Genomic DNA, 13,263 nt, shown 5'->3' with positions numbered 1-13,263 from the left:
AATACCTAATGTTATTCGTCAGACAGTTGTTGTATGCGGAAAGAACCTTTCGCCCCGGCAAGTCGATCGGCCAGAAAGGGCAAGGTCTCTTGCATGGTCTGTTTCAAGGTCCACGGCGGATTGATGACAATCATCCCGCTGGAGGTCATGCCTTTATCACTGTCTTTGGCAATACCGAGTTCAAACAGTTGAATGTTGCGGATTCCGCTATCCTTGAATAATTTTTCTATGCGATCAATTCGTCTTCGTTCGACGACCGGATACCACAAGGCATAAGTGCCGATTGCGAATTTTTTATATGCTTTGATCAGGGTATTTACCGCAGTATCGTAATCGTCTTTGACCTCGTAAGGTGGGTCCATCAAGATATAACCGCGTTTTTCTTTTGGTGGCAATTGGCTGATACAGGCATGAAAACCGTCTTTGTTAAAGACTTTGAAACGGCGATCTTTGCCGAAATTGGCAAGACAGTTCTGATATTCCCGCGGGTGTAATTCAAACAGATTGGCGCGATCATGCTCTCTCAGCAGCGTTTGCGCAAACCAGGGTGAACCCGGGTAAAGTTGAAGTTCTTCTCCCGGATTAAAGGTTTGAATCAGTTCAAGGTATTGCTGAACGGCCTGCGGTAAGGTTTCATTAAGCTGCCATAGTTTGCCGATACCGTTGAGAAATTCGCGGTTTTTTTGAGCCTCACTGCCCTGCAATTGGAAGCCGCCACTGCCTGAATGGGTATCCAGATAGAACAGCGGTTTCGGTTTTTGTGTCAGATAACTCAAAATCTGACTGCTGACCAGATGTTTCAGGACATCGGCAAAATTGCCGGCATGGAAAGAGTGAAGATAACTCAGCATAGTGTGAACCCGTTTACAGCAACCGGTATGAGAAAGTCGATAACGGCCGTACTTCGCAAACCGCTTATTTTACCCCGCTTTCCCAAAATGCGAGCCCTTTTTGAGGGAGTGTGGAGAAAAACTTGTTTTTGCTGTTGGGGGATTGGAAATTCCCCCGGCTTCGTTTCATAATGCTAGAAACATATAAATTGTGCGCTTGGAGATAAGGGATGCTCACTAAGTTGTTTAAGCTTCTGATAACCGCTTTGGCTCTGTTGAATTTATTTAGTACTTCAGTTGCATACGCCGAGACGGACAGCTCTCCCAATATTTATCACGGTTATGTAGAAGCCGATTACAGTTACATAGCTGCACCTGCTAGTGGGTGGCTCAAAAGCGTCGATGTTAAAGAAGGGGATCAGGTTATTGCCGGTCAGCCGTTATTTTTTCTCGATGACGATTATCAAAAAGCTCAGGTGAAAGCTGCCAGTGAAGGGGTTAACCAAAGCGAAGCGCAGTGGAAAAATCTACAAAGCGGGGCTCGTAAGGAAGAATTGGATGTTCTTGACGCACAGCTAAAAGAAGCAAAGGCCCAGCTTAAACTGGCGGCGGCGGAGAAACAGCGTTGGAGTGCCTTGGTTAAAAAAGGGACAGCTGCGATTACCCAAGGCGATCAGGCTCAAGAAAGTTGGGAAGTGGCAAAAGCACAGGTCCGCCTGATTGAATCCAATATAGCTGTTTCCAAACTCGCTGCTCGCGAAGAGGAGCAGAAAGCTGCTGAAGCTGCAGTGCAACAGGCTAAAAGTCAACTTAGTCAGGCGCAATGGCAACTCGATCAACGCAGTGTGTACAGTCAGATCCAAGGACGGGTAGAGCAACGTTTCCACTATCCCGGCGAATTTGTTACAGCCGGTTCACCGGTATTGTCCATCCTGCCGCCTAAACGTCTGAAAGTGAAATTCTTCGTTGGTGAGGCCGAACTGTCCGATCTGCATTTGGGACAGCAAGTTGAAATCAAACGAGACGGCCAAACTCAATCCCTTCCGGCAGAGATTCGTTTTATTTCCGATTCGGCCAGTTACACTCCTCCGGTTATTTTCAGTAATGCTGCGCGCCAGAAGCTGGTGTTTTTGGTTGAGGCCCGTTTAAAACAGGGTTCTTTGAGACCTGGCCAGCCGGTGGATGTGTTGATTCCATGAGAGAGAAAGCACTACAGCAAAATCTTTCCGACGACCTGGCCATTGATGTATGCGATCTGGTAAAGGATTTCGGAAGTAAGCGTGCCGTCGATAAGGTCAGTATTCAAATGCCGCGCGGTCAAGTTTGGGGATTTCTCGGACCTAACGGTTCAGGCAAAACTACGACGATTCGCATGATCTGCGGTCTGTTGGAGCCGACGTCGGGATATGGCAACTGCCTGGGGCTGGATATTCAGAAAGAGGCGGATGCCATCAAGAAGGCCACTGGCTATATGACCCAGAAATTCTCTTTCTGGGAAGATATGACTATTCGCGAGAATCTGGCGTTTGTCGCACGCCTATACCAGTTGCATCCAATCAAACAGGTGGTTGACGAAACCTTGAAAACTCTCGGGCTGTTTGATCGACAGCATCAACTGGCAGGCCATTTGTCTGGTGGTTGGAAACAGCGTTTGGCGCTGGCCGCAGTCACGATGCATAATCCGGCTTTACTGCTGCTCGACGAGCCGACCGCAGGAGTCGACCCACAGGCACGGCGTGACTTCTGGGACGAGATACATCGACTTGCAGGCTCCGGTATGACGGTACTGGTTTCAACTCACTATATGGACGAAGCAGAGCGCTGTGACCGGATTGTTTATCTATCGCATGGCAAGATCATGGTTCAAGGCCGGGTGCAGGAGATCGTCAAGGAAGTCGGTTTGGTGACCTTTAAAGCCACAGGTGACGGCGCGCGTGAAAGAGTCGAAGCGTTTCGCCGCGACGATCGTGTCGATTACGCGTCTTATTTCGGTGCTGCACTGCACATCAGCGCTAGGGATCGGCAAGCTTTGCAGGCAGCTATTGGCGAGTTTGGCGATGGTTTGCAGTGGCAGGAGATTGAAACCGGCCTGGAGGACGCCTTTATCGCTTTGAGTCAAATGCAACATATGCAGTCCAATACGTCAGGCAAGGGATAATACGGATGTTGAGGAGTTTGAACGGTATTTTTGCGATTCTCAGCAAAGAGATGATTCAGATGAGTCGTGACCGCTTGACCTTTGCAATGATTCTGATGATCCCTGTGGTACAGTTGGTACTGTTCGGTTATGCGATCAACACCGATCCGAAGCATCTGGCTACGGCGGTGCACGTCGAAGAGCAGACGCCGATGGTACGGTCGATCCTGACCGGCATGAAAAATTCGGATTATTTCGATTTTATATTAACGACCGGTAACGGCGAAGAGACCGAGTCTTTATTGCGCGACGGCAAGGTGTCTTTCGTGTTGTCGATTCCGGCCGGTTTTACCAAGGCGTTGATTCGTGGCGAACAGCCGCAGCTGTTGCTGGAGGCGGATGCTTCCGATCCGGCGGCGGCCTCAAATGCGATGGCGCAAATCCGCCAGATTGTCCTGCAGGCGCTGCAACCCGATTTAACCGGTCCTTTGAGTTATCTGGCGGTTTCCGCAGACCCGGTCGATGTCGTGGTACATCGTGCCTATAACCCGGAAGGCATCACCCAATACAATATCGTTCCCGGCCTGGTCGGGGTGATTTTGACCATGACGATGGTCATGATCACTTCAATGGCAATGACACGCGAAGTGGAACGCGGCACAATGGAAAACCTGCTTGCCATGCCGGTTAAGCCTTATCAGGTGATGTTCGGCAAAATTACGCCGTATATTTTTGTCGGGATCATCCAGACGTTTATTATTCTGGCTGCGGCGCACTTCCTTTTCAGGGTGCCCTTTGCCGGTTCCATGTCGGTGCTGGCTCTCGGCGTCAGTCTGTTCATTCTTGCCAATCTGGCCCTTGGTTTTACTTTCAGCACCATTGCCCGATCACAGATGCAAGCGATGCAGTTGACGATCTTTTTCTTCCTGCCGTCGATTCTGCTGTCGGGATTCATGTTCCCGTTTCGAGGTATGCCGATCTGGGCGCAGTGGATCGGCGAAGCTCTGCCGCTAACGCATTTTTTGCGGATTATTCGTGGAGTGATGCTTAAGGATACGCCGGGAATGGCTTTACTGAATGAATTTGCCGCCATCGGCCTTTTTATGCTGGTAGTCGGTGCCATTGCGATGAAACGTTATAGACGAACTTTGGATTAAGGAAAGCGACAAATATGAAACGGATTCGGGTGTTAAATCAGATTGCGCCAAGCGGCCTGGCACTGTTAGGTGAACCGCAGTACCGGATTTTTGAAGAAAGCGGCGAGCAGGAAGACGCCGAAGCGATTCTGGTGCGTTCTGCCGATATGCAGCAACTGGAAATTCCGCCGTCTTTATTAGCTGTCGGTCGAGCCGGTGTCGGGGTCAATAATATTCCGTTAGCGAAAATGAATGAAGCCGGAGTGGCGGTGTTCAATGCCCCCGGCGCGAATGCTAATGCAGTGAAAGAACTGGTGATGGCAGCCATGTTGATGGCGGCGCGGAACCTTTACCCGGCCGCCGAATTTGTTCGTCAATTGGATTTAAACTCCGACCAGCCGAGTAAGTTGGTCGAGAGCGGCAAAAAGCGTTTTTCCGGCTTTGAACTGGCAGGGAAGAAACTGGGGGTGATCGGCCTGGGGGCGATCGGCGTTAAGGTCGCCAATGCTGCTTTCGCACTCGGGATGGATGTCTACGGTTACGACCCGGTCATATCGGTACACCACGCCTGGCATCTGAATTCGGCGGTGCATCAATGTGACCGTTTGGAATCTCTGCTACAGAAATGCGATGTGGTGACCGTGCATGTGCCGTTGCTTGATTCGACACGCGGAATGCTGAATGAGGAACGTCTTAACTTACTACCGACCGGAGCGATTTTATTGAATTTTTCACGTGGGGAAATTGTGGTCGAAGAGCCTCTGAAAGCATTACTGGAACAGGCGAAACTGCATGCCTATGTCACTGACTTCCCGAGTGCGGGTTTGGCACACTTGCCGCAAGTTTTGAGTTTTCCGCATTTGGGGGCTTCGACGCTAGAAGCCGAAGAGCAGTCGGCGATTCAGGTGATTCGAAATCTGAAAGCGTTTTTGGAACACGGTATAGTGCAGGATTCGGTCAATCTGCCGAATGTGCCTGTCGAACCTCAAGGCGACGGTATTAGCCGAATTGCGATTGTTAACCGCAATCAGGCGGGGATTCTGGCGGAAATTACCGAAACATTAGGCCGGGAAAATCTTAACATCGAAGATATGATCAATAAATCTCGTGGAGAGATTGCTTATACTCTTATCGACCTGCAAGGGGAAGTCGATCAGACGTTATTGCTGCGTTTGCGTCAATTACCGAACGTTTTATCGGCAAGGCTGTGCGGTTAGGGCTTTTCAGTGCTTGCATCTCGTTTTATGATGGGCGTTTTCAATGTAAATTTACAGTATTACATTTCGCAGTATCGGGGATGCGATTCAAAAAGCTATAAAAGCTAAATACAAAAACAGGAGTATTCCAATGTCGGTTCTGGTTGAAGGTTATTCGATTATCATCAATAAAGAAAAAGCTCAGCAAAATCCCAAAGCCTTGGAGGCTTTGCAAAAGGTTCAGGGAAATTTACATCCGATGGCGATCTGTGCCGATCAAAATTTACTGCGTATTGGTTTTTTGCGTCTTGAAGAGATGCAGGCATTCGGTAAGCAGCTGATTGAAGGCGGTTTGCAGGAGCGTGTCGAAGTTAACGGTGAAGTTCAGGCCGGAGATATGGTTCTGGTAACTCAATTCGGCGAGCTGGAGGTGATCTGTCCTTGGCTGCAGATCGGATTTCAGAAAATGAAAGACGGAACCTTGATTTGCCTGGCGAGTTTGAAACCGGCTCAAGCACAACAGGCGGCTTTTCCAAAAGGCTGGACGCTCGAAGATTCGATTTTGCAGAGCTATTACGAAGGACGCATGGCGTATATGGACGAAAACTACGACCGTATTGATGAAGATCCGAGTTTTATGCGTTTTAAAGAGAAGGGCGGCGATAAAGTCGTTAAGCTGGTTAAACTACATTATTCGCAAGCAGATGTGCATTAAAGCGATCTCGGTCTGAAGGTAGAGTATCTTCCAAGATGTCGTCACTATTCTCAATAAATCGCAAGGTTAAGATGATAACGAAATTGAGAATAAGTGACCGGGGAGCCGTTGGTGGTTGTATCCGTTTCTTGGAAACGTTCCGATGAAAGCAAATCGTCGGCACTAAAAATAAGAATGAGAATAAGAAGGCTATGTTAAAGAGTTTTTTTGGAACCAAAGAGTGGGCTCTTTGGGCGTGGGGCGGTTTGGCTCTTTTGTTTGCTCTGGTGATTTTCCAGGTGCAAATGACGGTTCTTTTGAACCAATGGTATAAAGAGTTTTACGACATTCTGCAGGCAGCGAACGATATCAACGCTTTCTGGGAAAAGATGCTCCAGTTTCTCTACATAGCAATTCCATATATTTTTGCCGCCATAGCTTCCAGCTATTTTGCACGCCATTATGCTTTCCGCTGGCGTCAGGCGATTACGTTCTATTATCTGCCTTATTGGAGTTCCCATCCGGGGAATATCGAAGGGGCATCACAGCGTATCCAGGAAGACACCTATCAATTCGCCAATGCGCTTGAATCGCTCGGTTTGGGTTTCTTCCGCTCGGTTTTGACGCTGATTGCCTTTATTCCGATTCTCTGGGCTTTGTCCGAACAGATGACGATTCCGTGGTTGGCGGAAATTCCGGGGTCTCTGGTCTGGGTTGCCATGCTGACTTCTATTGGGGCTATGCTGATTTCGTTTCTGGTTGGGATTAAACTGCCGGGGCTGGAATATAATAACCAGCGGGTCGAAGCGAGTTATCGTAAGCATCTGGTCTATTCCGAGGACGATAAGACCTATGCCAATATGCCGACCATGGCCGAACTGTTTTTAGGACTGCGCCCGAACTATTTCCGTCTGTTCAATCATTACACCTATTTCAATCTGTGGTCGAATATCTATGGCCAGTTGATGATCGTTCTGCCGTATCTGATGATGGCGCCGTCACTGTTTGGCGGAGTGATTACCCTTGGGGTGGTGACGCAGACCGGCAATGCTTTCGGGAAGGTTAACGATGGTTTTAACTTCTTTATCGATCGTTGGACTGACATTACCAAATTCCTGTCGGTCATCAAGCGTTTGCGCGAATTTGAAACCCATTTGATCGATAATCATCCTGATCCTAAGGCTGTCGGCGAGAAAAACAATGTCTAAGAAGATTGATTGGCATAAAACCCGCGCTGCGGTCTGGCGCAGCCGTAAACAAAAGCTCCGCGCCGTTAAGGCATTGGATCCGATCGGAATGGGCGATCTTTTGGGCATTGACGAACAAAAACGCCGTTTTAACCTTAATCTGCAAGCTTTTTTGCGCGGCGAAGAGGCGAACCACGTTCTGCTTTGGGGAGCGCGAGGAACCGGGAAATCGTCATTGATCAAAGCGGCTTTAAATCACTACCATGATCAGCGGTTAAGGGTGGTCGAGGTTGAGAAAGACGATATTGAAGATCTTCCGGAAATCAGTGATCAATTACGCGACGAACCCTGGAAGTTTATTCTGTATTGCGATGATCTGACCTTTGAAGCCGGTGATAAACGCTACCGTCATATGAAGGTGTTGATGGAAGGTTCGATTGAACTGCCGCCGCAGAATATTCTAATGATGGCGACGTCGAATCGCCGACATCTGCTGCCGGAAAAAGGCAGTGACAATCAAAATGTGCGCGTCAATCCAAACGGCGAATTGCATTACGGTGATAACATCGAAGAGTCTCTGTCTCTGGCGGACCGCTTTGGTCTGAGTCTGTCGTTTTACGCGCCGATTCAGGATGTTTATCTGCAAATGGTCGATAAGTTGTTTGTCGACTTTGATGGAGACCGTGAAGAGTTACATCGCTTGGCGGCACGCTTTGCGACTTCGCGCGGGGGCCGCAGTGGTCGAACCGCCAGACAGTTTAAAATCGATTTCGAAACTAATCGTTAATTTCGCTATTTTCCTATGTCAGCCGGTCAGATTGACATTGCCCGGCTGAATTCGCTTCTTAGACATTCCAATCAGAAGGTTGGAGAGTGTTGTATTTAGAAATTCTTTTTTCCGGATCGCCTTTCAAGCGGAAATACTCTGTTTCGTAAATGTTCCAACGACATAAATCGATTGGTGTTACTTCCGATGCATTGACAGTACCGACCGTACCGGCTTTTTCTAAACCGGCTGCTACCAGTTCAGAGCAGAAAAATTTGCTGAAATCTTCCCGGTTATATCCCGGACCGTGGGTGTCGAACGGCAATTGATCGAGCACGTCGAGAGCTGATTTAATTGCTTGCGGCATATCGTAGCCTTTACGTTCCCTGGCCTGATTAAAAAGAAATTCATAGAAGGCTTTGGAATCGAACCGTTGTTCTCTCAACTGGCGGTTAAGCGGTAACCACCATATTTCACCCTCATAATTATTTAAACGATCGCTGAAGCGCGAGATATTGACACCGTTAAAACCGTTCAGAGATGTGGATTCAATGATTTGATTGAAAAAACGGTCGCTGTCATCATCAGTTACTTTGGTTTGCAAAATAACCCCGACATGCGAAACGGCAGATAGTGTAGCGAATTTAATGATTTCTGAAAAATGACCTTTACCACCGAAGGCGATCACGTCTCCGGGCATCATTCGTTTGCGGGCTTCTTGATATTCTATAGTGATTGCAGTCATGGTGACTTCTCCTTAAAAGAAAGCGCGAATTCAGTGTTATATGTATTGAATTCCAGCTTGTTAACTAAGCAAGTTTGTCGTCGATTTAGCCCGCGAATGACAAACGTTTCGAATTTTAAAGAACGAGGAGTGAGAGAAAATACTTAATCAATGAGATTCTCATACTAGGACGAAGCGTGATGCCTGTCAATAGAGTGATTTTGGGCTTGGAGAAGAAAAAACCTATAGATAGGTATTACATTTATTAAGGATTACTATTACAAAAAACTATTTCCGGGTCATGCAGTAGGTTTTTATACTGGAAGCGAGAGGTAAGGTCTTTTTAATTGTTGATTTCCCCCGTTATAAGGAGAAAACTATGGCAAGTGTGACGGTTTTAAACCCTAAGACTTTACCTAAACAATCCAAGCGCCCTGACTTCCAAAAAACTCAGGGCAGTGCCGGTGAAGGTAAAGCAGATAACAAAGTAGCTACTTTTCGTTGTAAAGAGGTATTTATGATGCCTGGCGATTGGGCGGTAGCCGGTAATCCAACTCCGTACGAGCTCAGGGTCACTCTGCATACTTGTCGCCGCTTGTGGCAGATGAATCTCGATGCCTTGGAAGATCCGAGATTCAATCCTGAACGCAGCCAGGAAAATATTGCAGTACTGGAAAGGCTGCATACGAGGTTGATGGATCTTCTTGTCAAATAGCTTAAATTACTCGACTCTTTTCGCCTTTTGAAAGGGTGGAGTAATATTGTTTTTCGGGTCTCAATAACAGTTTGCAAGCAACTTGCAAATGCCTTTTATATGCTATAATCAAGCGCATTTATTTCATGGGCCGTTTTCTCGGCCCGTTTGTCTTGAAGAGTTTGTTATAGGTTTTGTATTTCCATGAGCAATAAGCCGGAAGGGATCGAGCGTCCAGTCAATTTTATCCGCAATATTATTAACGACGATTTAGCTAATCATCTGCACGATCGCGTGTGTACACGTTTTCCGCCTGAACCGAATGGTTATCTACACATCGGTCACGCCAAATCCATCTGTTTGAACTTCGGTTTGGCTGAGGACTACCAGGGAAAATGCAATCTGCGTTTCGATGACACCAATCCGGCCAAAGAAGATGTTGAATATGTTGAGTCCATCAAAAAAGATGTGCGCTGGTTAGGTTTTCATTGGGAAGGCGAGCCTTGCTACTCCTCAAACTATTTCGAAAAGTTTTATCAATATGCGGTTGAGCTGATTAATAAAGGCTTGGCTTACGTTTGCTTTCTTAATGCCGAAGAAACCCGTGAATATCGTGGAACCTTGAAAGAACCGGGGAAAAACAGTCCTTATCGCGACACGTCGCCGCAAGAAAACCTGGCGTTGTTCGAAAAAATGCGTGCCGGCGGTTTTAAAGAAGGCGAGTGCGTTCTGCGTGCGAAAATCGATATGGCTTCTTCGTTCATGTGCATGCGCGATCCGACGCTTTACCGTGTTCGCTTCGAGCATCATCACCAGACCGGCGATGAGTGGTGTATTTATCCGATGTACGATTTTGCACACTGTATTTCCGACGGAATTGAAGGGGTAACCCACTCGCTTTGTACGTTGGAATTCCAGGATAACCGCCGCATTTACGATTGGTTGCTTGATAATCTTGATGACTTCAGTCGTCCTGACCGTCCGCATCAGTATGAATTCTCGCGTTTGAACCTGGAATATACGGTGATGTCCAAGCGAAAGCTGCACCAACTGGTGAGCGATAAGCTGGTTGAAGGCTGGGATGATCCGCGTATGCCGACAATTTCCGGTATGCGCCGTCGCGGTTACACGCCGGCTTCGGTGCGTGACTTTGCCGAACGGATCGGGATTTCCAAAGTTGACAGCATGACCGAGATGGGCATTCTTGAAGCGGCCGTTCGCGATGATTTAAATAAGGTTGCACCGCGTACTATGGCTGTGATGGACCCGATTAAAGTGGTGATCGAGAACTATCCAGAAGGCGAAGTGGAAGTGATTCAGGCGCCAATTCACCCGCAAAACGAAGCGATGGGCAAACGCGAGATATTCTTTAGCCGCGAATTGTACATCGATCGTGCCGACTTTATGGAAATCGCCCCGAACGGAAAATATCAGCGTTTGGCGATCAATAAGGAAGTACGTTTGCGTAACGCCTACATCATTAAAGGCGAGCGTTTCGAAACTGATGTTGATGGCAATTTCACCACGATTTACTGCTCTTACGATCCGGAAACTCTAGGCAAAAACCCGGCTGACGGGCGTAAGGTAAAAGGTGTCATTCACTTTGTCGAGGCGACGAAAGCGCTCCCGGCCGAATTCCGTGTCTATGACCGTTTATTCACTGTGCCGAATCCGGGCAAGGCCGAGGATTTCGAGTCGGTCTTGAATCCGGATTCATTGATTGTTAAAAACGGCTTTGTCGAACCGGGTATGGCCGAGGCACCGGTTGAGCAGGCTTATCAGTGCGAGCGTGAAGGTTATTTCTGTCGCGATAATAAAATTAACGACCGCCTGGTCTTTAACCGTACGGTTGCCCTTAGAGATACATGGTCTCAGCAAAAATAAACGGTTTAGAAAGGCGGCTTCGGTCGCCTTTTTTATTTCAAAGTTCTTTTTAAGGAAAGGTATGCGAATTTTAGGAATTGAGTTGGCCGGTAATGATGCGGTTTTAGCGTTGGTGGAATACAGCAACGGAATGTTTTATCTGCCTGAATGTCGTGCGCGTCGAGTCGAATGCCGTGACCCGGACAGTGCCGGAGACTTGCGTTATTTTCAGAAGAGTATTCGCAAGCTGGTCGAAGATTATAAAATCGATCAGATTGTCATTCGTGAACGCATGAAAAAAGGCAAGTTTGCCGGTGGAGCCAATGGGTTTAAGCTGGAAGCTGTAATTCAGCTGATTGATAACTGCGAAGTGCTGCTAATGACCAGCACCACGCAAAAAGCGATTTTTAAAAAATATCCGATGACGATCCCGTTCACCGAAACCGGCTTGAAAAAGTTCCAGCAGGGTGCGTTTGATATCGCTTATGCACAGCTGAGCGATCCGGAAGGTAAAGCCGAACAGGCGCGCCAGAATGAGATTCAACGCCGTAAAGAAAATCGGGAAGCCGAAGCCGACACGGATTAAGTCTTTTTTACGATGAAAAGAGGTAAATTATGCAGGTCAATTCCAAGTTTAATGCGCTGGTTTTAGGCATCAGCTTAGTGGTCGGTTTGGGATTGCTCGGCTGGTTATTAGGCAAAGCGACGATCGATTTTAAATCCTTCGATCGTATCGTCACAGTGAAGGGGTTGGCGGAAAAGGAAGTTAAGGCGGATGTGGTCATCTGGCCGATTCGTTTTTCGATTGCCGATAATAATCTGGAAACCTTGTATAAGACTCTGGATAGCAACACCGGTAAGATTGTCGAGTTCCTCGAATCCTCGGGAATTGCCAAATCGGACATCTCATTTTCGTCTCCGTCGATTACCGACAAACTTGCCCAGCAGTATGGTAATCAGAACCGTGCTCAGTTCCGTTATACGGCTACGCAAAACGTTACGGTTTATTCGAAAGACATTGATTTGGTGCGTACCCTGCAAAGTCGCCTGTCGTCATTAGGGCAGCAGGGCATTGTCATTACCGGTGGAAACTATGAAGCGCGTACAGAATATCTGTTTACCGGACTAAACGATATTAAGCCGGGAATGATTGAAGAAGCGACGCGCAATGCTCGCGAAGTAGCTGAGAAATTTGCTAAAGATTCCAGTAGCGTATTGGGGAAAATTAAATCCGCTTCGCAGGGGCAGTTCAGTATTATCTCACGTGATAATAATACGCCTTACATTAAAAAAGTCCGCGTAGTCTCGACGATTACCTACTATTTGTCGGATTAAGTTTAACCAGACACTAGCTTATGCCGGGCAATTTTGCGCTGCCAAGCTTATTGGAAGACACGCCCGAAAAAATCCTTGGTAATTTGAATGACAGTCTATTCGCTTGCGGCTTTTGCAACGGCGTTGTTTCTTTTAGCGATTATTCCCGGTCCCGGCGTATTGCTGACGGTTTCACAATCTCTACTGGCAGGGGTACGCAGCAGCGTTCCGGTTATTGTCGGTATTGTCAGCGGTGATCTGCTGTTTGTACTGCTGGCGATCTTTGGTTTGGCAACGCTCGCCGAACACTTCACCCTATTATTCAAATTGATCCAATATTTAGGCGCGGTCTATCTGATTTGGATGGGCTGGCGTTTGCTGCTCAGTGATCCGGAAGTGATTAAATCGGCGCAAGTAATGACGTCGAAAACCACGCGTTTTGCTAGCGGTTTTATGACTATTTTTGCCGATCCGAAAGTGATTTTATTTTATATCGGTTTTTTGCCGGGCTTTGTTGATATGGCCGAGTTAAGCGTACAGGGTGGGCTTCTGGTTTTGGGGATGGTGGCGACGATTTTGATTACTGTCATGTTCGGTTATGCGTTGATTGCCTCTAAAGCGCGGGCATGGTTGCGTAGTCACGCTCTGCAACGTAATTTGAAAAGGGTCGCGGCGATTACGATGTTTGCAACCGCACTGTTTCTAGTAATCGATGTTTAAGC

Annotated in this window: 14 protein-coding genes; 12 read left to right on the top strand and 2 right to left on the bottom strand. The window is 47.6% G+C overall.

Annotated elements, in window-relative coordinates:
- Nucleotides 1-11: 11 nt before the first annotated feature.
- The gene (locus tag H8792_RS01640) at nt 12-851 is read right to left on the bottom strand and encodes a 23S rRNA (adenine(2030)-N(6))-methyltransferase RlmJ (protein WP_194947385.1); all 840 of its coding nucleotides are present in this window, start codon (nt 849-851) and stop codon (nt 12-14) included.
- A 209-nt stretch (nt 852-1,060) separates the two neighbouring features.
- On the opposite strand from H8792_RS01640, the gene H8792_RS01635 reads away from it, so the two are divergent.
- The 7 genes from H8792_RS01635 (at nt 1,061) to H8792_RS01605 (ending at nt 7,967) form a co-directional block, all read left to right on the top strand.
- Entirely contained in the window at nt 1,061-2,029 is a 969-nt protein-coding gene (locus H8792_RS01635) for an HlyD family secretion protein (protein WP_194947384.1), read from the top strand.
- On the top strand, nt 2,026-2,988 hold the full coding sequence (locus tag H8792_RS01630) for an ABC transporter ATP-binding protein (protein WP_194947383.1): 963 nt from the start codon (nt 2,026-2,028) through the stop codon (nt 2,986-2,988). Before H8792_RS01635 ends, H8792_RS01630 begins: the two co-directional genes overlap by 4 nt.
- 5 nt (nt 2,989-2,993) lie before the next feature.
- The gene (locus H8792_RS01625) at nt 2,994-4,124 is read left to right on the top strand and encodes an ABC transporter permease (RefSeq protein WP_194947382.1); all 1,131 of its coding nucleotides are present in this window, start codon (nt 2,994-2,996) and stop codon (nt 4,122-4,124) included.
- Nucleotides 4,125-4,138: 14 nt separating this feature from the next.
- Nucleotides 4,139-5,320, top strand: a complete 1,182-nt coding sequence (locus H8792_RS01620) for a 3-phosphoglycerate dehydrogenase family protein (RefSeq protein WP_194947381.1) — start codon at nt 4,139-4,141, stop codon at nt 5,318-5,320.
- A gap of 130 nt (nt 5,321-5,450) precedes the next feature.
- A complete protein-coding gene (locus H8792_RS01615) occupies nt 5,451-6,014 on the top strand; it encodes a hypothetical protein (RefSeq protein WP_194947380.1) in 564 nt (187 codons plus the stop codon).
- 191 nt (nt 6,015-6,205) lie between these two features.
- Entirely contained in the window at nt 6,206-7,201 is a 996-nt protein-coding gene (locus H8792_RS01610; RefSeq protein ID WP_194947379.1) for a putative transporter, read from the top strand.
- A complete protein-coding gene (locus H8792_RS01605) occupies nt 7,194-7,967 on the top strand; it encodes an ATP-binding protein (RefSeq protein WP_194947378.1) in 774 nt (257 codons plus the stop codon). Before H8792_RS01610 ends, H8792_RS01605 begins: the two co-directional genes overlap by 8 nt.
- Before the next feature lie 58 nt (nt 7,968-8,025).
- On the opposite strand, the gene H8792_RS01600 is transcribed toward H8792_RS01605, so the two are convergent.
- On the bottom strand, nt 8,026-8,691 hold the full coding sequence (locus H8792_RS01600; protein ID WP_194947377.1) for a hypothetical protein: 666 nt from the start codon (nt 8,689-8,691) through the stop codon (nt 8,026-8,028).
- Nucleotides 8,692-9,049: 358 nt separating this feature from the next.
- On the opposite strand from H8792_RS01600, the gene H8792_RS01595 reads away from it, so the two are divergent.
- The 5 genes from H8792_RS01595 (at nt 9,050) to H8792_RS01575 (ending at nt 13,261) form a co-directional block, all read left to right on the top strand.
- Complete coding sequence (locus H8792_RS01595; RefSeq protein WP_194947376.1) at nt 9,050-9,385, top strand: hypothetical protein; 336 nt, start codon at nt 9,050-9,052, stop codon at nt 9,383-9,385.
- Between the two features lie 183 nt (nt 9,386-9,568).
- Nucleotides 9,569-11,248 (top strand): glutamine--tRNA ligase, encoded by a 1,680-nt coding sequence (gene glnS / locus H8792_RS01590; protein ID WP_194947375.1) that lies wholly within the window; start codon nt 9,569-9,571, stop codon nt 11,246-11,248.
- Nucleotides 11,249-11,309: 61 nt separating this feature from the next.
- Nucleotides 11,310-11,813 carry a DUF3010 family protein gene (locus H8792_RS01585; RefSeq protein WP_194947374.1) on the top strand — a complete coding sequence of 168 codons (504 nt, stop codon included), beginning with the start codon at nt 11,310-11,312 and terminating at the stop codon, nt 11,811-11,813.
- A 29-nt stretch (nt 11,814-11,842) separates the two neighbouring features.
- Nucleotides 11,843-12,562 (top strand): SIMPL domain-containing protein, encoded by a 720-nt coding sequence (locus H8792_RS01580; RefSeq protein ID WP_194947373.1) that lies wholly within the window; start codon nt 11,843-11,845, stop codon nt 12,560-12,562.
- 87 nt (nt 12,563-12,649) lie between these two features.
- Nucleotides 12,650-13,261 carry a LysE family translocator gene (locus tag H8792_RS01575; RefSeq protein WP_194947372.1) on the top strand — a complete coding sequence of 204 codons (612 nt, stop codon included), beginning with the start codon at nt 12,650-12,652 and terminating at the stop codon, nt 13,259-13,261.
- Nucleotides 13,262-13,263: the final 2 nt, after the last annotated feature.

Source organism: Thiomicrorhabdus heinhorstiae (genome assembly GCF_013391765.2).
GTDB lineage: Bacteria > Pseudomonadota > Gammaproteobacteria > Thiomicrospirales > Thiomicrospiraceae > Thiomicrorhabdus > Thiomicrorhabdus heinhorstiae.
Note: the sequence above shows the minus strand (reverse complement) of the source record. Positions and strands in the feature narration are given on the sequence as shown.

Bases quoted from the DNA above. Each gene is read 5' to 3' on its own strand.
- H8792_RS01585 (WP_194947374.1), top strand. From the start codon at position 11,310: ATGCGAATTTTAGGAATTGAGTTGGCCGGTAATGATGCGGTTTTAGCG.
- H8792_RS01620 (WP_194947381.1), top strand. From the start codon at position 4,139: ATGAAACGGATTCGGGTGTTAAATCAGATTGCGCCAAGCGGCCTGGCA.
- H8792_RS01595 (WP_194947376.1), top strand. From the start codon at position 9,050: ATGGCAAGTGTGACGGTTTTAAACCCTAAGACTTTACCTAAACAATCC.
- H8792_RS01605 (WP_194947378.1), top strand. From the start codon at position 7,194: ATGTCTAAGAAGATTGATTGGCATAAAACCCGCGCTGCGGTCTGGCGC.
- H8792_RS01635 (WP_194947384.1), top strand. From the start codon at position 1,061: ATGCTCACTAAGTTGTTTAAGCTTCTGATAACCGCTTTGGCTCTGTTG.
- H8792_RS01600 (WP_194947377.1), bottom strand. From the start codon at position 8,691: ATGACTGCAATCACTATAGAATATCAAGAAGCCCGCAAACGAATGATG.
- H8792_RS01580 (WP_194947373.1), top strand. From the start codon at position 11,843: ATGCAGGTCAATTCCAAGTTTAATGCGCTGGTTTTAGGCATCAGCTTA.
- H8792_RS01625 (WP_194947382.1), top strand. From the start codon at position 2,994: ATGTTGAGGAGTTTGAACGGTATTTTTGCGATTCTCAGCAAAGAGATG.
- H8792_RS01630 (WP_194947383.1), top strand. From the start codon at position 2,026: ATGAGAGAGAAAGCACTACAGCAAAATCTTTCCGACGACCTGGCCATT.
- H8792_RS01610 (WP_194947379.1), top strand. From the start codon at position 6,206: ATGTTAAAGAGTTTTTTTGGAACCAAAGAGTGGGCTCTTTGGGCGTGG.
- H8792_RS01640 (WP_194947385.1), bottom strand. From the start codon at position 851: ATGCTGAGTTATCTTCACTCTTTCCATGCCGGCAATTTTGCCGATGTC.
- H8792_RS01615 (WP_194947380.1), top strand. From the start codon at position 5,451: ATGTCGGTTCTGGTTGAAGGTTATTCGATTATCATCAATAAAGAAAAA.
- glnS (WP_194947375.1), top strand. From the start codon at position 9,569: ATGAGCAATAAGCCGGAAGGGATCGAGCGTCCAGTCAATTTTATCCGC.
- H8792_RS01575 (WP_194947372.1), top strand. From the start codon at position 12,650: ATGACAGTCTATTCGCTTGCGGCTTTTGCAACGGCGTTGTTTCTTTTA.